This is a genomic window from Bradyrhizobium sp. HKCCYLRH2060, assembly GCF_051168135.1.
Lineage (GTDB): Bacteria > Pseudomonadota > Alphaproteobacteria > Rhizobiales > Xanthobacteraceae > Bradyrhizobium.
The window spans coordinates 259,972-281,887 of the sequence record NZ_JBNPUK010000011.1 but is presented as its reverse complement, the minus strand read 5'-3'; the positions used below and the strand labels follow the sequence as shown (position 1 = coordinate 281,887).

Sequence of the window (21,916 nt, the reverse complement as noted above, 5' to 3'; positions counted from 1 at the left end):
TTCAACGCCATCTCCGAGAGCCGCCAAGAAAACGAGAATACCAAGCGTTAATTTGGTAAGTTAGCGCCAATGGGGGTATCTCTCCGCGAGTCTCGCTCGCCGAGAGATACCCCTCATCCAATCGCGAATGTGGATGGACCGGAGATGCCCTCTCCCACAAGGGGAGAGGGTGCTGTATCGGGCTGCGCTCATAGCGACTGAGCAAACAAGTAGGGTGGGCAAAGCGACGCCGCCAGGCGGCGCGTGCCCATCATGTGCAGATGCGCTCTCGGTGAGAATGGTGGGCACGCTTCGCTTTGCCCACCCTACGCGGGCGGTTTGCAACAGCTATTTCAGCCGGCTCAGCAGCGACAGCAAGCTCTCGCGCTCTCTCGCATCCAGCGGCGCCAAGGTCTCCTTGGAGATCGCGAGCGCCAGCGGCGCGGTCTTCTCCGCGAGCTGCTGACCCGCGCGGGTCAGGCTCACCAGTAGCCGGCGGCCATCCTGCGGATCCGAGCTGGTCTCGGTGAGACCGCGTGCGGTCAGCCGGTCGATCACGCCCTTGATCGTCGCGACGTCCATCGCCGTGAACCGTCCCAGCTGGTTCTGCGAGCACGGTCCGGTCTCGACCAACTTCGACATGGCCGCCCATTGCGTCGGCGTCAGGTTGCTGCCGATGTCGCGGGCGAAGATCATGGTGTGGCGCTGCCAGACCTGGCGCAGGATGAAGCCGATCTGATCGTCGAGCACGTAGTTTGATTTCGCCGCCTTGGCCGTGGCCTTCGCAGCGGGCTTTGCCTGCGGCCTCGGCGCAGTCTTCGTCGTGGCTTTCGCCGATCGCTTCGGCGGGGGACTCTTGGCCATATCTTCCCTCGCCTCAGATCGACAGATGCGCGTCGCGGATGTCGGGCCGCGCGTCGAGCTCGGTCATGGTGCCGGAGAAGCAGATGCGGCCGCGCTCGATGATGTAGGCTCGGTCCGAGATCAGCTTGGCGAAATGCAGGTTCTGCTCGGAGACGACCAGCGAGACGCCTTCCTTCTTCATGGTCAGGATCGCATCGACCATCTGCTCGACGATCTTCGGCGACAGGCCTTCCGAGGGCTCGTCGAGCAGCACCAGCGACGGATTGCCCATCAGTGTACGGGCGATGGTGAGCATCTGCTGTTCGCCGCCGCTCATGCGGCCGCCCGGGCGGTTCTTCATCTCGCCGAGATTGGGAAACAACTGATAGAGTTTCTCACGCGTCCATTGCGGCGCATTCGGCCGCGGCTTCTGCCGCCCGACCTCCAGGTTTTCCTCCACCGTCAGCTCGGTGAAGATGCGGCGCTCCTCCGGAACGTAGCCGAGGCCGGCGCGGACGATCTCATGGGTGGGCGCCGACGAGATGTCATGCCCCTCGAACATGATCTGGCCCTCGCGCAGCTCGACCAGGCCGACGATCGACCGGAAGGTCGTCGACTTGCCGGCGCCGTTGCGCCCGAGCAGCGCCACCACCTCGCCCTCGCCGACCTCGAGGCCGATGTCGAACAGGATATGCGCCGGACCATAGTGGCTGTTGAGATTGGCGACGGACAGCTTCATGCCGGCGCTCCCTCGCGATGATCGGCATCATAGAGCAGGCCTTCGCCGAGATAGATCGCCTGCACCTCCCGGTTGGCGCGCACCTCGGCTGGCGATCCCTCGGCAATGAGGCTGCCGCGATTGAGCACGAGAATGCGGTCCGCATGCTCGAACACCACGTCCATGTCGTGCTCCGTGAAAAGGACGCCGATCGACTGCTCGCGCGCGATTCCAGCCGTCAGCCGCATCAGCTCGACACGCTCGCGCGGCGCCATGCCGGCGGTCGGCTCGTCCATCAGCAGGAGCTTCGGTTGGTTGGCCAGCGCGATCGCGAGCTCCAGCCGCTTGAGGTCGCCATAGGCGAGCTCGCCGCACGGACGCTCGGCATAGCCGGCCATGCCGACGAGATCGAGCAGGCGATCGGCCTCGCCGCGCTCGATTGAAATCATCGGGCTCCAGAAATCGAACAGACGGTGATGATGCGAGACCAGGGCGACCTGGATGTTCTCGCGCACGGTCATGGTCGGATAGGTCGCGGTGATCTGGAAGGTGCGGCCGACCCCGAGCCGCCAGACCTCGCGCGGCCTGTGCCCCGTGGTCTCCTGCCCCATCACCGTGATGCGGCCGCTGTCCGGCACGTTCTGGCCGTTGAGCATGTCGAAGCAGGTGCTTTTCCCCGCGCCGTTCGGGCCGATCAGCGCCAGGATCTCGCCGGCCCGCAGCGTGAACGACACGTTGCGGACCGCGTGAATGCCGCCATAGGATTTCGACAGGCCTTCGACCGAGAGCAGCGACACGCCGGGGCTCATTGCGCGCCCTCCATCTTGGCCGACAGCGAAGCGCCCTTGGGGGCCAGTGCGCGACGCCGATGCATGACGGTTTCGACCACACCCACGATACCTTTCGGGAACACCACCACGATCAGCACGATGAAGATGCCGAGCACGAGCTTCGACCAGTCGGTCTGGCTGACCAGCCAGATGTTGAGCGCCTTGTAGACGATGGCGCCGAAGATTGCGCCGGGCACCGTCTCCACGCCGCCCAGCAGCACCATGACCAGCGCATCGACCGAGAGCGAGATGCCCATGTTGTCCGGAAACACGCTGCCCTTGAGATAGGCGAACAGGGCGCCGCCGATGCCGGCCGTGGTGCCGGCGATGATGAAGGCCGTCCACTGGATGCGCTTGCCGTTGATGCCGATGGACTCGCTGCGCAACGGCGAGTCCCGCATGCCGCGCAGGGCATAGCCGAACGGCGAGAAGGTGATCAGGCGCAGCACGCCGACGACGAAGGCGGAGACGCCAAGCGCGAGCCAGTAGAAATGCGACGGCGACGCCGCCCATTTCTCCGGCCAGAGCCCGAGAATGCCATTGTCACCTCCGGTCACCGCGACCCATTGGAACGCGATCGACCACACAATTTGCGCAAAGGCCAAGGTGAGCATCGCGAAGTACACGCCGGAGAGCTGCACGGCGAAGGCCCCGAACACGGCCGCACCGAGCGCGCCGAGCAGCGGCCCGAGCAGCAGGCAGACAATCATCGGCAATCCCGCAAGCTTGGCGAGGAACGCGACGCCGTAAGCGCCCAGGCCGAAATAGGCGGCGTGGCCGAACGAAGCGAGGCCGCCGACCGCCATCAGGAAATGCAGCGACGCCGCGAAGATCACGAAGATCGCGATCTCGGCGCCGACGGTCAGCGCGTAGTTGCCGGCGATGAAGGGCAGCATCGCCGCCAGCGCCAGCGCGACGAGAGAGGCCAGCCGCTCGACCGAGCTCAGCGGGCGCCACGGAATGACGGTCAGGCCCGGCGTGCGGCGCGCCGGCGCCTCCTTCTTGCCGAACAGGCCCCAGGGCCGCACGACCAGCACGACGGCCATCACCAGGAACACGAGGATCAGCGAGATCGTGGGGAAGATGAGAATGCCGAAAGCATTGAGCTCCGACACCAGCACGGCGGCAACGAACGCGCCGAGGATGCTGCCGAGGCCGCCGATCACGACGACCACGAAAACCTCGACGATGATGCGCAGGTCCATCGCGTGATGGACCGCGTCGCGCGGGATCTGCAGCGCGCCGCCGAGCGCGGCGAGGAAGACGCCGACCGCGAACACCGAGGTGAACAGCCATTTCTGATTGACGCCGAGCGCCGCGACCATGTCGCGGTCCTGCGTCGCCGCGCGCACCAGGACGCCCCAGCGGGTGCGCTGGAACAGCAGCCACAGCACCCCGAGCACGATCGGACCGAGCGCGATCAGGAACAGGTCGTAGCTCGGGATGTTCTGACCGAAGAAGTCGACCGCCCCCTTGAGGCCAGGTGCACGGCGGCCGACCAGATCGTCCGGTCCCCAGATCAGCACCACGAGATCTTCGACCATCAGGGTCAGGCCGAAGGTCGCGAGCAGCTGGAACAGCTCCGGCGCGTGATAGATCCGGCGCAGCAGCACGATCTCGACGAGGACGCCGATGGCCGCGACCGCGAGCGCCGCCACGACGATGCCGCCCCAGAAGCCGAGCGAGCCAGACAGCCGCTCCGTAAGCGAGAACGCCACATAGGCGCCGAGCATGTAGAACGCGCCATGGGCGAAATTGACGATGCGGGTCACGCCGAAGATGATCGACAGTCCCGACGCCACCAGGAACAGCGAGGCTGCGCTGGCAAGGCCGGTCAGGAACTGGACGAAATAGAAGGCCATGGGCGGTCCGCGTCAGGAGATCGTCTGTATCGAATGAGCCGCGTTCGAGCTCGTGTGCCCTGTCAATGAGCCGGCGAGCAAGCGTGGGGTGAGGGATCTCGGCCTGAACCTGTAGATCAGGCGTCGCGCGCCCTCACCCCGCCCGCTCTCCTCCGCGGGAGGAGGAGGCAGGAAGACCTCACTCAGTCCTTCGGACGGAGCTTGGAAACTTCGGCATCGCTCGGCAGATAGTCCGAGCCCTTGCGATAGACGGTGTCGACCATGATGCCCTTGCCGTCCTTCAGCGCGGTCTTGCCAACATAAGCGCCGAGCGTCGACTGGTGGTCGATCTTGCGGAAGGTGATCTCGCCGAAGGGCGACGGAACGGACAGTCCCTCGGCCGCGGCGATCAGCTTGTCGGTATCGGTCGAGCCGGCCTTGGCGAGGATGGCGGCCGCCGACTTGATGGTCTGGTAGCCGACGATCGAGCCGAGCCGCGGATAGTCGTTGTACTTGGCCTGGTAGGCCTTCAGGAACGCGTCGTGCTCGGGCGTCTTGATCGAATACCAGGGATAGCCGGTGACGATCCAGCCCTCGGGCGTCTCCTCCTTGAGCGGATCGAGATATTCCGGCTCGCCCGTCAGGAAGCTGACGACCTTGCGGTCCTTGAACAGGCCGCGGGTGTTGCCTTCGCGGACCAGCTTGACGAGATCGGCGCCGAAGGTGACGTTGAGGATCGCCTCCGGGTTGGCGGCGGCGACGGCCTGCACCACCGGACCGGCGTCGATCTTGCCCTGCGGCGGCCACTGCTCGTCGACCCACTGGATGTCCGGGCGCTTCTCGGAGAGCAGCTTCTTGAACACGGCGACGGCCGACTGGCCGTATTCGTAGTTCGGCGCGATGGTGGCCCAGCGCTTGGCTGGAAGCTTCGCGGCCTCCTCCACCAGCATTGCCGCCTGCATGTAGTTCGACGGACGAAGGCGGAAGGTGTATTTGTTGCCCTTGGCCCAGGTGATGGCGTCGGTCAGCGGCTCGGCCGCCAGGAAGAACACCTTCTTCTGGTTGGCGAAGTCGCTGACGGCCAGACCGATGTTCGACAGGAACGTGCCGGCGAGCATCGCCACGTTCTCGCTCGACACCAGCTCATTGGCAGCGGTCTGCGCGTCGGCCGGCTTGCCGCTGTCGTCCTTGGAGACGACGACGAGCTTCTTGCCGTTGATGCCGCCGGCCGCGTTGACCTCCTCGACCGCGAGCTGCCAGCCCTTGCGGTAGGGCTCGGTAAACGCCGGCAACAGCGAGTAGCTGTTGATCTCGCCGATCTTGATGACGTCCTCGGCACGCGCCGTGCCCGTCAATCCGGCAACGGCAAGGCCCAGGCCTGCCGCAAGCATCGTTCTCCGTCGCATCCCTTCAGCCTCCAATTTTGATTTGAATTATCTTAGACCGTCGTCGCCCTTGATCTCGGCGACCGTGAGCCCGCCGACCCTTGGCAAGGGACGCCCGCTGTCGGTGACCGCGAGCGCGACCATGATCTCGTTGGCGCGTGGCGCGTCGTTGATCTGCACCTCCATGCCGTCGAAATGGCTGCGCACGAAGGCGGCGTCCTTGTGCCCGAGCGGGATGTCGAGCGTGCAACCGACGCCGCCGCGCTTTTTCGATGACGGGATCAGCGCCGCGCCCTTGCCGAGCACCTTGCGCACCGGCGCGCCCATTTTCGGATGCAGGATCGCGGCGGCATGCTCCAGCTCGCCGTCGCTGCCGACGGCCGCGGCCTTGCCGTAGCTGTGCGCCGCCGGCCCCTCGATGCCGAGCGCGGCCACGGCGCGCTTGGCGAGCATCTCGCCGAGCTCCTCGCCGATCGCGATCAGCGGCGTGAGGTCCTCGACATAGCGGCCGGCAAACGGATTCTCGATCACCGCCACTGCCGCCGCGCGCCGCGTCGGCGGCGACACGGTCCGGCCTATCTCCTGATGGACTTCCTCGACCACGGTCACGATCTTTCTGATGACGGCGCTCATCGTCGACCCTTCGTGTTCCTGCACATCATGCATCAAACCTCACGCCGCCGCCGCCCGCAACTGCGGCCGACGAACGATCTCGATCGCGCGCGGACCGACAACGCGAATGTTGCCGCGGAGCTGCAGTACGGCGCCTTCGATCAGGCCGGCCGAGAGCAGCGACTGCGCACGATGCTCGCCCACGGCCAGCGCTTGGGCAATCTCGGCATCACCGAGATCTCCGACCTCGCATGTGACGAGGCGGTCACCGAGATCGCTGTCCGGCTGCAGCTCGCAGGCGGGTCGGCGAAGCACGGCCGGATGACCCGGAAGGTCAACGGCGTTGCCGATCACCGTCGCCGCCGCATCGGCCTGCGCCGCGCTGCGCGCGAGCACCGTCACCGCGTCGGCAATGCCCAGCGAGAAGCTGCGGCCGTGGCGGCCCGATGTGGCGACGCCGCCGATCGCATCGGCAGCACGAAGCGTCATCCTGCGCATCACGCCTGCGCCGTCGGGACGGTCCATCAGCCCGACGCTGAACGTGGCGGCATCCCGCAGATGGAGTGCGATGTCACCGCCATTGTTGACATAGGCCCGCGTCAGCTTCGCCGCGCCGCGCATGGCGCCGAGAATCTCCTCGGCGACGCTGCCCGCGACCGCGGCCATCGGCGTGATGAACATCTCGCGCGCGAACGGCGACACGGCCGCATGCATCCGCCGCGCAACGACGCCTTTCAATGGGCAACGATCGTGATCGGCTCCCTTGCGCAGATCGGACAGTTCCGCACACAGCTCGTCCAAGAGACCCGTGAAACGCTCGGCCGCCGCACGATAGGCCGCGCGGATATCGCCATCGGCGGCGTCGGCGCCGATGATCAGATCGATCGGGCCGTCCTGCAGATGCAGCCGCCGCTCGGGCAACAAGGCGATCTGTGGCTGCCGGGTCATGCGCCCGGCCTCGGCCACGGCAGCTGGCGAATGTCCTTGCTGACATCCCTGAGCGACGTGAGCGGCTGGACGTAGTCCATGTGCCCACCGAGCGCCGCGTAGTCCGATAGCCTCAACGTGAACTCGATCGGTGCGACGATCGCCGGCGTCGGCACATAGCCGAAGGCGCCGGCCGGCATCTGGGTCACGTCGACCATGTAGGTGATGCCGCCGCCCGGCCAGACATAGACCGGCGCACCGCCGCTCGTGACCCGCGTCAGCGTATCCTTGACCGACCGCGTCAGCCGCACCGGATTGTCGGTGACGCCCGCGCGCAGCGAGCCGCCGGCACCGGCCATGAACAGCACGGTGCACAGTGCCGGCTCGCAGTTCTCCTGGATGCGCTCGACCGAGAACTGCAGCTCCGGCGGCATCTCGCGCTGCACCGGCTTGAGCGACTCGTCGAGCACGTAGTAGCCGGCGTGTTCGCCGGTCGTGGACACCATCAGCAGCGTCGTGCCGGGCTTCGCCGTCTTCGCATCGAACGGCCCGAGAATCGACAGCGGATCGGAGATGTCGGTGCCGCCCCAGCCGGTTCCGGGCTGCGCCACCTGGAAGTAACGGCCCGGCGTGGAGCGCCGTCCCTTCATCTTGATGCCGGTCGCGGCAATGTCGAGCAGCTTGCCGGCCTGGTGCTCCGACAGCACGCCGGTGATATGATCATCGACCACGACGACCTCGTCGACCTTGCCCTGCCATTGCTTGGCGAACATGCCGATCGTGGCCGAGCCGCAGCCGACGCGCATGCGCTCTTCCTTGACGCCGTTGACAACAGGCGGCTGCCCCGCCTGCACGATCACGCTGGAGCCGCCGTCGACAACGAGCTCGACGGCCTTGCGGTTGCTGAGGTCCATCAGCGCGTCGCAGGTGACGCGCCCCTCCTTCTTGGAGCCGCCGGTGAGATGATGCACGCCGCCGAGCGACAGCATCTGCGAGCCGTATTCGCTGGTCGTGACGTGACCGACGGCCTCGCCGTCGACCCGCACCGTCGCCGCTTCCGGGCCGAGATAGCGATCGGTATCGATCTTCACCTTGACGCCGCAATAGCTGAAGATGCCCTCGGTCACGACCGTGACCATGTCGACGCCCTCGACCTGCGAGGACACGATGAACGGCGCGGGCTTGTAGTCGGGATAGGTGGTGCCGGCGCCGATCGCGGTGACGAACAGCTCCGGCTGATGCACGATCTTGCCGTCCCAGTCGCCGCTCGCCTGGAACGGCACCAGCTTGCCGCCATGCGACACCGTGCGCTCCAGCAGGATATGCGGATCGACGCGCACCAGCACACCGTCCTGATTGGCATAGCGGTCGCAGGCGCCAGCCGCGCCCGGCTTGATGTAGCACATCACCGGACAGGCATCGCAGCGGATCTTGTCCCCTGCACCTTCGCTCGCCGTCTCAGTCACCATGCAGAGAAGCCCATCTTGAAGCGGAGTTGACGGCAACCGTCCGCACGCCGCGGCAATTCGTTCGTATACGAATGATGTCGCGCCCCTCCGCCGACTGTCAAGCGCCACCGCGAACGAAAAGCACGATTGCCGGATAAACGATCAGTTTGCCCTGCACAATGACGACAAATCGTGCACACGCTGCAGCGCAAAACGTGGCACTTGCATGTTAGTACACAAACGATACGCTCGGAGCGATCACCATCGCATCCTCGTTAACGATAGCACAGCGGACGGCAGAAGGGCATGACGCCAGCAACGATTCGGCTGACCGTGAACGGACGGGCGCATGACGTTGCGGCCGCGCCGGACACGCCCCTGCTTCATGTGCTGCGCAACGACCTCGCTCTGAACGGTCCGAAATACGGCTGCGGCCTCGGTGAATGCGGCGCCTGCACCGTGCTGATCGACGGCCGTGCCGCCCGCTCCTGCGTCATTCCGGTGGAAGGCTGCATCGGCCGCGACGTCACCACGCTTGAAGGGCTGGGCTCGCGCGAGGCGCCCGATCCGGTGCAGCAGGCCTTCATCGCCGAGCAGGCCGCGCAATGCGGCTACTGCCTCAACGGCATGATCATGACGACCAAGGCGCTGCTGGCGATCAAGCCCGATCCGTCACGCGACGAGATCAAGCAGGCGCTGCGCTACAATCTCTGCCGCTGCGGTGCCCATGTCGAGATCCTCCGCGCGGCGATGCGCGCGGCCGGCCACACGCTCGAGGCGCTGGACTGATGAACGATCGCCTCACCAAGGACGCCGACACGCCTCGCGGCTGGCTGGTTGTCGAACGTCCCATCGCCGGCAACGATGGCCGGTTCGAAACCTTCATCCGGATCACGGCCGCAGGCGAGGTCTCCGCCTTCAACGGCCACGTCGATCTCGGCACCGGCATCCGAACCGCGCTGGGACAGATCGTCGCGGAAGAGCTGGATGTCTCCTTCGCCCGTGTCGTGGTCGTGCTCGGGGACACCGCGGTCGTGCCGAATCAGGGCGCAACCATCGCCAGCGAGACAATTCAGATCACCGCCGTGCCCCTGCGCAAGGCTGCGGCGCAGGCCCGCGCCTTCCTCCTGGCGCGGGCGGCAGCGCAACTCGACCTCGACGTCGTGGATTTGAGGGTCGAGGACGGACTGGTCCGCGGTCCCGACAACCGCGTGCTCAGCTATGGCGAGCTGATCGGCGATGAGACGTTCCGCCTCGCCCTCGCCGACGATATCGTCGTCAAGTCGGTGAACGACTATCAGGTCGTCGGCCGGTCGGTGCCGCGCGTCGATCTGCCGGCAAAGGCGGCCGGTGAACTCACTTATGTCCATGACGTTCGCGTCCCCGGCATGCTGCATGGCCGCGTCGTGCGTCCACCCTATGCCGGTGTCGATGCCGGCCCCTTCATCGGCACCAGCCTTCTTGGCGTCAACAGGGAGTCGGTGCGCGACGTACCGGGCCTGGTTGACGTCGTCGTCATCGGCGACTTCATCGGCGTCGTCGCCGAGCGCGAGGAGAACGCGATCCTCGCCGCCGAGCGGCTCCAGGCGAATTGGAAGCCGGTGCCGAGCTTGCGCGACCTCGACGATGTCGAGAACGCGCTGCGCGCCAATCCGTCCGAGCCGCGTCGGCTGCTCGACAAGGGCGATGTCGATGCCGCCATCGCCGGCGCCGCCAAGCCGATGCGGCGGACCTATCTCTGGCCCTACCAGATGCACGGCTCGATCGGGCCGTCCTGCGCGGTGGCCGACTATCGCGACGGGCAGACCCGCATTTATTCCGGCACGCAGAATCCGCACATCCTGCGCGGCGATCTCGCCAAGCTGATCGACTGTCCCGAGGATCACATCGAGCTGATCCGGCTGGAGGCCGCCGGCTGCTATGGCCGCAACTGCGCCGACGATGTTACCGCCGATGCGCTGCTGCTATCGCGCGCGGTCGGCCGTCCGGTGCGGGTGCAATTGTCGCGCGAGCAAGAGCATCTGTGGGAGCCCAAGGGCACCGCACAGCTGATGGACGTCAATGGCGGCCTCAATGCTGATGGCTCGGTTGCGGCCTATGAGTTCGCCACGCGCTATCCCTCGAACGGCGCGCCGACGCTGGCGCTGCTGCTGACCGGCCGCATCGCGCCGGAGCCTGCGGTGTTCGAGATGGGCGATCGCACCGCGATCCCGCCTTACGACTACGACCACATGCGCGTCACTGCGCATGACATGCCGCCGATCGTGCGTGCGTCCTGGATCCGCGGCGTCTCGGCGCTGCCCAACACCTTCGCGCATGAGTCCTATATCGACGAGCTCGCGGCGGAGGCTTGCGTCGACCCGATCGAATACCGGCTGCGCTATCTGAAGGACGAGCGCGCGCGTGATCTCGTGAACGCCGTGGCCGAACGCGCCGGCTGGACGCCGCGCCCCGTGCGGGAAGATAAGGCGCCCGAGAACGGCGTCGTCCATGGCCGCGGCTTCGCCTATGCGCTCTACGTCCACAGCAAGTTTCCCGGCTACGGCGCGGCTTGGTCGGCGTGGATCGCCGATGTCGCGGTGAATACGACGACCGGCGACGTCAGCGTCACGCGGGTCATCGCAGGCCAGGACTCCGGCCTGATGATCAATCCGGACGGCGTACGCCACCAGATCGAAGGCAACGTCATCCAATCCACCAGCCGGGCGCTGATGGAGGAGATTCCGTTTTCGCGCGGCAAGGTCGCGGCCCGGGAATGGGGGGCGTATCCGATCATCACCTTCCCCGATTTGCCTGAGATCGACGTGCTGATGCTGCGGCGACCGGATCAGCCGCCGCTCGGCGTCGGCGAGTCCGCGTCCGTGCCGAGCGCCGCCGCGATCGCCAATGCGATCTACGACGCCACCGGCGTCCGCTTCCGCGAGCCGCCATTCACGCCGGAGCGCATTCTGAAAGGGCTGCGCGGCGAACAGGTCGAGACGCCGGCGCCGCAGTCGCTGCCCGCCCCTGAAAGACCGGCGACCACATGGCTCAAGCCCTTTGCCAGGCGGGGCGGCGTGATCGCCAGCGCCGTCGCGGCCTGCGCCGCGGCGATCGGCGTCGCCACCGCCGTGTTGCCCTGGCGCGCCATCGCGCCGATCACGCGCCCCGATCCCTCGGTCTATTCCGCCGCGACGATCGCACGCGGCGAGGCACTCGCGGCGCTCGGCAATTGCGCGGTTTGTCACACCGCGGATGGCGGCCTGATCAATGCCGGCGGCCGTGCGCTGGAGACGCCGTTCGGCACGCTGTTCAGCACCAACATCACGCCCGACGTCGAGACCGGCATCGGCGCCTGGTCCTATCCCGCCTTCGAGCGCGCCATGCGCGAGGGCGTGCATCGCGACGGCCGGCAGCTCTATCCGGCGTTTCCCTACACCCATTTCGCGCGAACCGATGAGGCCGACCTGCAGGCGCTCTACGCCTACCTGATGGCACAGGTGCCGGTGAGACAGCAGGCGCCCGACAACGCGCTGCGCTTCCCGTTCAACCTGCGGCCGCTGATCGCCGGATGGAACGCGCTGTTTCATGACACCCAGCCGTTCAGGCCTGATCCAACCCAATCGGAACAGTGGAATCGCGGCTTCTATCTCGTCGAAAGCCTCGGCCATTGCAGCGCCTGTCATTCGCCGCGCAATGCGCTCGGTGCCGAGCAGCGCAACGCATATCTGGCTGGCGGCTTCGCGGAGGGCTGGGAAGCCCCCGCGCTGACCGCGCTCTCGACTGCCCCGATCCCGTGGACCGAGGACGAGTTCTACACCTATCTCCGCTCCGGTCAGTCGCGCCTCCATGGCGTGGCCGCCGGTCCGATGGCGCCGATCGTGAAGGATCTCGCGACGCTGCCCGACGCAGACATTCGGGCCATGGCGGTCTATCTCGCCTCCTTCCAGACGCCCTCGCCCGAGGCAGCGAAGCTGGAGGCGACGGCAGCGGAGTTGGAGGCGCGCACCAGGGTGACCTCGGCGGCATCTCCGGCCGCCCGGCTCTATCTCGGCGCCTGCGCGGTCTGTCACGAGATCGGCGGCCTGCCGCTGTTCGGCAGCCGGCCCTCGCTGGCGCTGAACAGCAACCTGCACAGCGCCACACCCGACAACCTGATCCAGGTGATCCTGCACGGGATCATGAAGCCGGCCTCGTCCGATCTCGGCTACATGCCGGCGTTCAAGGACCATCTCAGCGACGTCCAGCTTGCCGAACTCGTCTCCTATCTCCGTCAGCAATTCGCCCCGGACAAGCCGGCCTGGACGGACGTGGACGCCGTCATCGGTCGCATCAGGTCGGCCGCGGTGCAGTGAGGCCGAGCATGCTCCTTCAGCGCCCGGCGCCCCGCCCACCACCCTGACGCGCATTCGGGCACCTGCTTGCCAGTAATTTCGCCTTGCGGCAGTCGCCCTGCCGCTTCTAGAATTCGGGACTACGTTCCAAAAAATGGAACAAACGGTATCATCATGAGCGCCCTGACCAACGCCATCGACATCCTGCGCTGCTTCTCGACCGCGCGGCCCGACCTCTCCTTTGCCGACGTCCAGGTCCTGACCGGCAAGCCGAAGAGCTCGACCTCACGCCTGCTCCGCTCGCTGCGCGATTGCGGCCTGCTCGAGCAGGATCCGCACAGCCGCCGCTACCGGCCGGGCCTGCTCACCTTCGAGCTCGGGCGGCTGCACCGGGCCCATGACGACCTGATCGCCACCGCCGAGCGCGAGCTGCGTGATGTCTGCGCGCGCACCGGACACACCGGCTACATCGCCGTGCTCGACGGCTATCAGCAGGTGGTGCTGCGCATCGTGCCCGGCTCCAACCCGCTGCGCGTCGTCAACCCGCCGGGCCAGCGCACGCCGGCCATCATCACCTCGAACGGCCGCGCCATGCTGGCGCGTCTGTCGGACCAGGAGATCCGGGCGCGCGTGCCGCTCGACTATCCGAAGGTCCCGGCCAACTCGCCGCAGAACTTCACCGAGCTGATGGCGCGGCTGAACGAGATCCGCCGGACCGGCATCTCGGACGCCGCCGACGAGGCCATCGAGGGCGTCGGCTCGCAGGGCTTTGCGCTGGCGAGCGGCGAGAGCGGTGAGCTGATCGGCATCGCCGTCTCCTACTCGGTCCAGGCCACCACCGAGATCGAGCGTGCCAATGTCCGTCGCGAGCTCGGCAGCATGGCCGCAAAGCTGCGGCGCATGACCGGCGATCCGCTTGGCCAGACCATCGAGCAATTGGCCGGACTGGCCTCCTGATGACGAGCAGCAGCGCGCCGCGCGTCAACAGCCTGGCGCTGTTGATCCTGCCGAGCGCGCTGCTTTTTGCGCTGTTCTTCTTCCTGCCGATCGGATTGATGGCGGTGATGAGCGTCCTGACCGGCAACCCCGTGGTCATGCCGAACGTCGCCCTCACCGCCAGGCACTATGCCCGCATGGGCGATGACGGCTACTATCTCGAGGTGATCTGGACCACGATCCGGATCGGCCTCTGGACGACCCTGGCCGCGCTCATGATCGGCTATCCGCTCGCGCATTGGATGGCGCGGATCAAGAGCCGCACCGGCCACGCGCTGCTGCTGATGGCCGTGCTGGCGCCGATGCTGACCGGCATCGTGGTGCGTACCTTCGCCTGGATGACGCTGCTGTCCGACAAGGGTGTCATCAACCAGATCCTGACCTCGCTCGGGCTGGTCACCAGGCCGTTGCAGCTGATGTACAATGAGACCGGCATCATCATCGGCCTCGTCCACATCTATGTGCCGTTCATGGTGCTGACGCTGACCGGCGTGATCGGCCGCATCGACGAACGGCTGGAGCAGGCGGCGGAGAATCTCGGCGCCAGCCCGTGGCGCGCTTTTCTCGAAGTCACCCTGCCGCTCAGCCTGCCCGGCATCCTCGCCGGGTCGCTGCTCGTGTTCGCGCTCGCGATCAGCGCCTATGTGACCCCGATCCTGCTCGGCGGCTTCCAGGTCATGACCCTGCCGATCCTGATCTACCAGCAGATCTCCGCCAACTTCAACGTCGGCTTCGCGGCTGCGCTCGGCATGGTGCTGCTCGTCATTTCGCTCTCGCTCGTCATCGCGTATAATCACGTGCTCGGCCTCGTCTCGGGCCAGCGCGAGCTGCAATGAGGGCGCAGATGACGAGCCTTGCTCCAGGATCGCAGCCGCCGCTTGCTGCGCCGATCGATCTGGCGGCCGCACCCGCGCTTCGCGGCAGGAAGCGGCCGCTCCGGTGGGGTCGCAGGCTCTATCTCGCCGCCAACGGCGCCGTCCTCGTCTTCCTGCTGGCGCCAATCGCGATCGTGATCGTGTTCGCGCTGAATCCGACGCCCTTCATCCAGTTTCCACCGGTCGGCGTCTCCTTGCGCTGGTTCGAGAAATTCTTCGCCTCGCGCGACTTCATGCACGCGCTGCTCTTGAGCATCGAGGTCGCAGCGATGACCACGGTCGCGGCAACCGTGCTCGGCGCGTCGGCCGCGCTGGCGGTCGCGCGCGGCAACCTGCCGGGCTCTCGCCTGATCGTGGCGACCATGCTGTCGCCGCTGATGCTGCCTGCGATCCTGACCGGTCTTGCACTGTTCCAGTCCTATGTGCTGCTCGATGTCGGGCGCCCGTTGTGGGGCCTTGTCGCCGGCCATACGCTGGTGACGATTCCCTACGTCGTGCGCACCACCCTCGCCGTGTTGCATAATTTCGATGTCAGGCTGGAGGAAGCCGCGCAGAATCTCGGCGCCAGCCCCACCCGGACCTTCTTCGAGATCACGCTGCCGCTGGTGAAGCCCGGCGTACTGGCAGGCGCGATCTTTGCTTTCATCGTCTCGTTCGACCAATTCCCGGTGTCGCTGTTCCTGGTCGCGCCCGGCAGCGAGACCTTGCCGATCACGCTGTTCAACTACCTCAAATTCGATCTGGACGGCACCATCGGCGCCGCCTCGGTGATCTCGATCCTGCTCGCCTTCATCGTCGTCATCGCGCTCGACCGCACCGTTGGCCTGCGCTCCTACGTCAAACTCTAAGGGAGATTCCGGACATGACCGACTCATCGCGTCGCTTCCCCATGAGCCGCCGGCGCCTGCTGACTTCGGCTGCTGCGCTTGGTGCAGGCGTCGTCGCGGCGCCTTACGTCGCGCGCGCCGAGGAGCCCGTGCTGAACATCACCGGCTGGGGCGGCAAATGGGGCGACGTCATGAAGGCCGAGATCGGCCCCGCCTTCGAAAGCGAGTTCAAGTGCAAGCTCAGGACCGACACTGCGCTGCCGTTCCTGCCGAAGCTGCAGGCGAGCTCGCGCTCGGCGCCGATCTACGACGTGCTGCACACCAACTCCAACGAGCAGTGGGCAGCGGTCGAGATGGGCCTCGTCGAGCCGAAGGTCGACCCCAAGCTGGTGCCGAACATGGCCGACGTCTACCCCTACGCGGTCAGCGACAAGATCGTCGGTGTCTGCATCTTCACCAGCGCCATTGGCTTGGGCATGCGCACCGACAAGGGCTACGCCAACGTCACGTCCTGGAAGGAGCTGTGGGACGCGAAGTACAACGGCGTGCGCGGCGGCTATGTGATCCCTGTCAACAGCCTGGGACAGGCTTTCCTGATGATGTGCGGCACTCTCTACGGAAAGGGGCAGACCGATCTCGACGCGGCCTATGCGGCGCTCGAGAAGCTGAAGCCGATCAAGCTCGTCGACTTCACCGGCGCGATGGAGAAGCTGTTCCTGTCCGGCGAGGTCGGCCTCGGCGTGATCCACGACTCCGGCATCTACCGCTATGACGGACAAAACCAGCCGATCGACTTCGTCACCCCGAGCGAGGGCGTGCTGTCGCTGGAGCAGGTGCTGAGCATCACACCCGGCAGCAAGATGAAGGAGCTCGCCAACGCCTATGTGAACTACATGCTGCGCCCCGAGGTCCAAAAGCGCCTCGCCGAGACCGTCTGGTACTCGCCGGCCAACAAGAAGGTGAAGCTCGACGCCAAGTACGACGCCAAGCTGCTGACCACTCCGGAAAAGGTCAGCAAGCTGATCCAGGTCGACTGGAAGTGGTACAACGCGCAGAAGGACGTGATCGACAGCCGGGTCAACCGGATCTTCCGCGCATGAGCGCAAGCATCGAGATCGCCAGCGTCAGCAAGGTCTATGACGGCGGCGTACGCGCCGTCGACGCGGTCGCCATGGACATCCGTCCGGGCGAGTTCTTCTCGCTGCTCGGCCCGTCCGGCTGCGGCAAGACCACCACGCTGCGCATGATCGCGGGCTTCGACAGCCCCAGCACCGGCGAGATCCGCGTCGACGGCGCCGACATCACCCATGTCCCCGCGCACAGGCGCGACATGGCGATGGTGTTCCAGAACTATGCGCTGTTTCCGCACCGGACGGTGGCGGAGAACGTCGCCTTCGGCCTGCGCATGCGCAAGACCGACAAGGCCACGATCGCGTCCAAGGTCACGGCCGCGCTGGCGATGGTCGAGCTGTCCGGCATGGAGGACCGCAGGCCGGCACAATTGTCGGGCGGCCAGCAGCAGCGCGTCGCGCTCGCCCGCGCCATCGTCATCTCGCCGCGCGTGCTGCTCTGTGACGAGCCGCTCGGCGCGCTCGACAAGAAGCTGCGCCAGCAGATGCAGTTCGAGCTCAAGCAACTGCAGAAGACTCTCGGCCTCACCCTCGTCTTCGTCACCCACGACCAGGAGGAGGCGCTGGCGATGTCCGACCGCATCGCGGTGATGAACGCCGGCCGCGTCGAGCAGATCGGCACACCGGTCGAGATCTACGACCAGCCGCGAACCCGCTTCGTCGCCGACTTCATCGGCGACACCAATATCTTCCGCGGCCAGCGCGTGACGCTGGACCACGGGACCGGAATCGCGGTCGGCAATGGCCTGGTGCTGGCCCTGCCGGATGTGTCCGCAACGGCCGGTGGCGAGGTTCTGTCGGTCGCCTTGCGGCCGGAGAAGATCATGGTGTCGCCAGCCGGCCCGGTCGATGCCGAGAGCAAAGGCACGTCCGCACGCGGTACGGTCGAGAGCACGAACTTCCTTGGCGGTGCCGTCCTCTACCGCATCGTCCTGGACGGTGGCGAGCGGGTGCTGGCTCAGCAGCCGAATTCAGGAGCCGGTCCACTCCACGCACCCGGCCAAGCCGTCGCGCTCGGCTGGCGGCCGACCGATCTCGTCATTCTCGAGGATTGATATTGTGAACGTCATACTCCCGTCCCCTTCCCTCGATGTGGCGGATCGCCCTTCGCAACGGCGCATGGGCGTCGTCGTCATCGGCCAGAGCCCGCGCCCCGCGATCGAAGCCGAGATCGCAGCCGTGCTGTCTCCCGGCACGACCATCGAATTGCGCGGCGCGCTCGACGGCATGAGCCGCGGCGAGATCGATCGCATCCCGCCGGTCGACGGCGCCGATGCGCTGTTCACCTTGCTGCCGAACGGTGACAACGTGCGCATCAGCAAGAAGGCGGTCGAGGGCCGGGCCAATGCACAGCTCGCGAAATTTCGGCAGGACGGCATCGACGTCGCGATGCTGGCCTGCACGGGCAAGTTTCCCAACCTCGCGCCAGAGGGGCTCGTGATCCTGCCCTCGGCAGTGCTGCACAAGATGGTGGAAGCCGTGCTGCCGAGGGGCCGGCTCGGCGTGTTCTCGCCGCTGGCCGAGCAGACCGCGCTGATCGCCGGCAAATGGCAGCGTGATCACGTCGAGGTGGTGGGCGTCACGCTGCAACCGGGCTCCGATGACGCGGCCGTCGACGCCGCGGCGCGCGCGATGGCGGCCAAGCAGCCCGACCTCGTCGTGCTCGACTGCATGAGCTACACCAGCGCCAACAAGGCCCGCGTCCGCCGCCATTATTCCGGGCCCGTGATCCTGTCGATCGCCGCAGCCGCCCGCATTGTCGAGGAACTGTTGTCGTGAGCGGGGTGGAATTGAAGACGATCAGTCTCGACGACATCGAGGCGCTCGCGGTCGGCGCCTGGATCCTCGGCACCGGCGGCGGCGGCAGTCCCTATCTCGGCCTGCTCAACCTGCGTCGGCTCTATGCCGATGGACATCGCGTGCAGATGATGTCGCCGCTCGATCTTGCCGACGACGACTGGGTCGCCGTGGTCTCCAACATGGGCGCCCCCTTGGTCGGGCAGGAACGGCTCGCCGACAGCCGCAGCATCGCGCGTGCGGTGCGCATGCAGGAGGAGCTCAACGGCATCACATTTCGCGCCGTGATGTCGGTCGAGATCGGCGGCGGCAATGGCATGCAGGCGCTGATGGCGGCAGCACATCTGAACATCCCCGTAGTCGACGCCGACTGCATGGGCCGCGCCTTTCCCGAGGCGCAGATGACGTCGGTTGCGATCGGCGACCTCAAGCCGTATCCCTGCACGCTCTACGATCCGCGCGGCATCGAGGCCGTCGTGACCAAGGTGCCGAGCTGGAAGTGGATGGAGCGCGCCAGCCGCAAGATCTGCGTCGAGATGGGCTCGATCGCCTCGACCAGCAAGGCGCCGCGCACGGGCCGCGAGGTCAAGGACTGGGGCATCCATTTCACGACCACCAAGGCCATCACGATCGGCCGCGCGGTCGAGGCCGCCAACCGGAGCCACCAGGATCCGATCGCCGCGATCCTCGATTGCGAGGGTGGCCAGCGGCTGTTCAGCGGCAAGATCGTCGACGTCGAGCGCCGCACCACCGAGGGATTCCTGCGCGGCTCTGCCGTCGTCGAGGGCAGCGACGACGATCGCGGCACGCGGCTGAAGCTGTCGTTCCAGAACGAGTGGATCGTGGCCTGGCGCGATGGCGAAGCCATCGCGATGTCGCCGGACCTGATCTGCGTGCTCGACAGCGTCAACGGCCACGGCATCGGCACGGAGACCGTGCGCTACGGCCAGCGCGTCACCGTGATCGCGCTGCCCGCGCCCGCCGTATTGACCAGCCCGCGCGGGCTCGAATTCGTCGGCCCCCGCGCCTTCGGTTACGACCTCGATTTCCGGTCGCTGTTTGCGCCCCCTGGAGCATAGTGAATGAAGCGGATTGGCATTGACGTCGGTGGCACCAACACCGACGCCGTCCTGATTGCCGACGACCAGGTCGTTCACTCCGTCAAGGCTGCGACCACCGCCGACGTGACCTCCGGCATCCTCGCGGCGCTGAAGGCGCTGCGAGAAAATCCCGCAGCGGCCGTACCGGTCGATGCGGTCGTGATCGGCACCACGCATTTCATCAATGCGGTGGTGCAGCGGCGGCACCTGCAGAAGATCGGCGCGATCCGCATCGGAATGCCGGCCTCCGCCTCGCTGCCGCCGTTCTGCGACTGGCCGGGTGACCTCGCCGCGCTGGTCAGCGGCAAGACCTTCATGCTCGAAGGCGGCCATGACTATGACGGCCGCCCCTTCATGCCGCTCGACACCAACGGCCTGAGGGCCGCCGCGCGCGCGATCAAGGCCAAGGGCCTGCGCGCGGTCGCGGTCGCCTCGTCGTTCTCACCGCTCGATCCGAGCTGTGAGAACATCGCGCGCGAGATCCTGACCGAGATCTGTCCTGATGTGGCCGTCACGCTCTCGCACGACCTCGGCCGCATCGGACTGCTCGAGCGCGAGAACGCCGCTTTGCTCAACGCCGCGCTGCACGACCTCGCGGTCACGACGGTCGCCGCCTTCCGCAAGGCGATCGCGGAGTCCGGCATCGATGCGCCGCTGTTCCTGACGCAGAACGACGGCACCGTGATGCAGGCGGAGATCGCGACCGCCTTCCCGGTCATGAGCTTCGCCTCCGGCGCCACCAACTCCATGCGGGGCGCCGCGTATCTGTCCGGCCTCGACGACGCCATGGTCGTCGACGTCGGCGGCACCACCAGCGACATCGGCCAGCTCCGCCACGGCTTTCCGCGCGAGGCCAACGCCGTCGTCGAGGTCGGCGGCGTCCGCACGCTGTTTCGCATGCCCGATCTGCTCTCGATCGGGCTCGGCGGCGGCAGCCACGTCACGCAGGATCCGGTCCGTGTCGGCCCGCTCAGCGTCGGATACCGGCTGACATCCGACGCGCTGGTGTTCGGCGGCGACCAGCTCACCGCGACCGACATCGCGGTCGCCGCGGGGCTGATCGACATCGGCGACAGATCGCGCGTCGCGCATCTGCCGAAAAGCCTGATCGACGCCGCGCTCGCCGACGCCCACCGCAAGCTCGAAGGCGACATCGACCGCATGAAGACCGAGGCGGGCGACGTGCCGCTGCTCGCGGTCGGCGGCGGCGCCTTCCTGGTGCCGGAGCGCCTCGCCGGCATCTCCACCATCGTCCGCGTCGACCATGGCGACTGCGCCAATGCGGTCGGCGCCGCCATCGCCCAGGTCTCCGGCGAGGCCGACCAGGTCTTCCGCGACATGACCCGCGACGAGGCCATCGCGGCGGCGCGGGCCATCGCCGAGGTGCGCGCCGTGCAGGCCGGCGCCGACCGCGACACGCTCAAGACGGTCGATGTCGAGGACATGCCGATCGCCTACCTCCCCGGCAACGCGCTCCGCGTCCGCGTCCGCGTCGCCGGCGCCATCGCCGAGCCGACCATCGGCGCGGCGGCGTAGTCCACGATCATCACGCCAGCTCGGCGATCCGCTCGACCCCGGCCTCCGCGCCCTGCGCCTTGGCCGCCGCCATCGAGCCGCCGAGGTCGATGCCCCGGCAGGCGTTGTCGACGATGATGGCCGCAAAGCCGAGCCGCCGCGCATCGACCGCCGAATAGTGCACGCAGAAATCGGTGGCGAGACCGACCAGGAAAACCCGCTTCAGGCCGCGCTCGCGCAGGTATCCGGCGAGGCCCGTGGGCGTGGTCTTGTCGTTCTCGAAGAACGCCGAGTAGGAATCGATCGCGGCGCGAAAGCCCTTGCGGATGATGAGCTGCGCCTTGTCAGTCGCGAGCCCGGCATGGAAGGCGGCGCCCGGCGTGCCCTGGATGCAGTGGTCCGGCCAAAGGGTCTGCGGCCCGTAGGGCATCGTGACGCTTTCGAACGGCGCCTTGCCCGGGTGGCTCGAGGCGAACGAGCTGTGTCCCGCCGGGTGCCAGTCCTGGGTCAGGACGACGTGATCGAACATCCCGCTCAGCCGGTTGATCACCGGCACCACGGCATCGCCGTCGGCCACGGCGAGCGCACCGCCGGGACAAAAATCGTTCTGCACATCGATGATGAGCAGCAAATCCTCGTTGGCCCTGATCTGCATTCCTGCCTGCATCCGTTTCACGCGAGCTCCATCAAGGATGGCCCCAGGCCGCGGCGATCTCAAGCCGGGCCGCCGAATAATCCGCGGCCAGCCAGTCCCTCCATTTTGGAATCCCTGCTCTGCAG

19 protein-coding genes are annotated in these 21,916 nt (G+C 66.8%); 10 read left to right on the top strand and 9 right to left on the bottom strand.

Translation table 11 applies throughout. The features are described 5' to 3' along the window. Nucleotides 1–327: 327 nt before the first annotated feature. From ACQR10_RS22285 to ACQR10_RS22250, 8 genes are all read right to left on the bottom strand, one after another. Nucleotides 328–843, bottom strand: coding sequence for a MarR family winged helix-turn-helix transcriptional regulator (locus ACQR10_RS22285; RefSeq protein ID WP_316178332.1), 516 nt, complete (start codon nt 841–843; stop codon nt 328–330). A 13-nt stretch (nt 844–856) separates the two neighbouring features. Beyond that, the gene (locus ACQR10_RS22280; RefSeq protein ID WP_316217230.1) at nt 857–1,561 is read right to left on the bottom strand and encodes an ABC transporter ATP-binding protein; all 705 of its coding nucleotides are present in this window, start codon (nt 1,559–1,561) and stop codon (nt 857–859) included. After that, nucleotides 1,558–2,349: an ABC transporter ATP-binding protein gene (locus ACQR10_RS22275; RefSeq protein WP_316217231.1), complete on the bottom strand. Its 792-nt coding sequence runs from the start codon at nt 2,347–2,349 to the stop codon at nt 1,558–1,560. The genes ACQR10_RS22280 and ACQR10_RS22275 overlap by 4 nt, the downstream gene beginning before the upstream one ends. Next, nucleotides 2,346–4,232, bottom strand: a complete 1,887-nt coding sequence (locus ACQR10_RS22270; protein ID WP_316217232.1) for an ABC transporter permease — start codon at nt 4,230–4,232, stop codon at nt 2,346–2,348. Before ACQR10_RS22270 ends, ACQR10_RS22275 begins: the two co-directional genes overlap by 4 nt. A gap of 182 nt (nt 4,233–4,414) precedes the next feature. Next, entirely contained in the window at nt 4,415–5,617 is a 1,203-nt protein-coding gene (locus tag ACQR10_RS22265) for an ABC transporter substrate-binding protein (protein ID WP_315802283.1), read from the bottom strand. 27 nt (nt 5,618–5,644) lie between these two features. Beyond that, a complete protein-coding gene (locus ACQR10_RS22260; protein ID WP_316217233.1) occupies nt 5,645–6,229 on the bottom strand; it encodes an amino acid synthesis family protein in 585 nt (194 codons plus the stop codon). A 39-nt stretch (nt 6,230–6,268) separates the two neighbouring features. Further along, nucleotides 6,269–7,156, bottom strand: coding sequence for a UPF0280 family protein (locus ACQR10_RS22255; RefSeq protein WP_316217234.1), 888 nt, complete (start codon nt 7,154–7,156; stop codon nt 6,269–6,271). Beyond that, nucleotides 7,153–8,604 carry a 6-hydroxynicotinate reductase gene (locus ACQR10_RS22250; protein ID WP_316217235.1) on the bottom strand — a complete coding sequence of 484 codons (1,452 nt, stop codon included), beginning with the start codon at nt 8,602–8,604 and terminating at the stop codon, nt 7,153–7,155. Before ACQR10_RS22250 ends, ACQR10_RS22255 begins: the two co-directional genes overlap by 4 nt. A gap of 285 nt (nt 8,605–8,889) precedes the next feature. Between ACQR10_RS22250 and ACQR10_RS22245 the strand changes: the two genes are divergently transcribed. The 10 genes from ACQR10_RS22245 to ACQR10_RS22200 all read left to right on the top strand — a co-directional run bounded on the left by ACQR10_RS22245 (nt 8,890) and on the right by ACQR10_RS22200 (nt 21,157). Continuing rightward, nucleotides 8,890–9,372, top strand: a complete 483-nt coding sequence (locus ACQR10_RS22245; RefSeq protein ID WP_315802279.1) for a (2Fe-2S)-binding protein — start codon at nt 8,890–8,892, stop codon at nt 9,370–9,372. Then, complete coding sequence (locus ACQR10_RS22240; RefSeq protein ID WP_316217236.1) at nt 9,372–12,917, top strand: molybdopterin cofactor-binding domain-containing protein; 3,546 nt, start codon at nt 9,372–9,374, stop codon at nt 12,915–12,917. The genes ACQR10_RS22245 and ACQR10_RS22240 overlap by 1 nt, the downstream gene beginning before the upstream one ends. 153 nt (nt 12,918–13,070) lie before the next feature. Continuing rightward, nucleotides 13,071–13,853 carry an IclR family transcriptional regulator gene (locus ACQR10_RS22235; protein WP_315802277.1) on the top strand — a complete coding sequence of 261 codons (783 nt, stop codon included), beginning with the start codon at nt 13,071–13,073 and terminating at the stop codon, nt 13,851–13,853. Beyond that, nucleotides 13,853–14,728 carry an ABC transporter permease gene (locus ACQR10_RS22230; RefSeq protein WP_316178315.1) on the top strand — a complete coding sequence of 292 codons (876 nt, stop codon included), beginning with the start codon at nt 13,853–13,855 and terminating at the stop codon, nt 14,726–14,728. The genes ACQR10_RS22235 and ACQR10_RS22230 overlap by 1 nt, the downstream gene beginning before the upstream one ends. A gap of 8 nt (nt 14,729–14,736) precedes the next feature. Next, nucleotides 14,737–15,615, top strand: a complete 879-nt coding sequence (locus tag ACQR10_RS22225; protein WP_316178313.1) for an ABC transporter permease — start codon at nt 14,737–14,739, stop codon at nt 15,613–15,615. 14 nt (nt 15,616–15,629) lie between these two features. Continuing rightward, nucleotides 15,630–16,694, top strand: a complete 1,065-nt coding sequence (locus ACQR10_RS22220) for an ABC transporter substrate-binding protein (protein ID WP_316178311.1) — start codon at nt 15,630–15,632, stop codon at nt 16,692–16,694. Next, nucleotides 16,691–17,779 carry an ABC transporter ATP-binding protein gene (locus ACQR10_RS22215; protein ID WP_316178309.1) on the top strand — a complete coding sequence of 363 codons (1,089 nt, stop codon included), beginning with the start codon at nt 16,691–16,693 and terminating at the stop codon, nt 17,777–17,779. Before ACQR10_RS22220 ends, ACQR10_RS22215 begins: the two co-directional genes overlap by 4 nt. 64 nt (nt 17,780–17,843) lie before the next feature. Further along, the gene (locus ACQR10_RS22210; protein ID WP_316217238.1) at nt 17,844–18,503 is read left to right on the top strand and encodes an AroM family protein; all 660 of its coding nucleotides are present in this window, start codon (nt 17,844–17,846) and stop codon (nt 18,501–18,503) included. Continuing rightward, entirely contained in the window at nt 18,500–19,600 is a 1,101-nt protein-coding gene (locus ACQR10_RS22205) for a DUF917 domain-containing protein (RefSeq protein ID WP_316217239.1), read from the top strand. The genes ACQR10_RS22210 and ACQR10_RS22205 overlap by 4 nt, the downstream gene beginning before the upstream one ends. Before the next feature lie 3 nt (nt 19,601–19,603). Further along, a complete protein-coding gene (locus tag ACQR10_RS22200; protein WP_316217240.1) occupies nt 19,604–21,157 on the top strand; it encodes a hydantoinase/oxoprolinase family protein in 1,554 nt (517 codons plus the stop codon). Nucleotides 21,158–21,167: 10 nt separating this feature from the next. Here the strand turns inward: ACQR10_RS22200 and pncA are convergent, their stop codons facing one another. Beyond that, complete coding sequence (gene pncA / locus ACQR10_RS22195; protein ID WP_316178473.1) at nt 21,168–21,803, bottom strand: bifunctional nicotinamidase/pyrazinamidase; 636 nt, start codon at nt 21,801–21,803, stop codon at nt 21,168–21,170. Nucleotides 21,804–21,916: the final 113 nt, after the last annotated feature.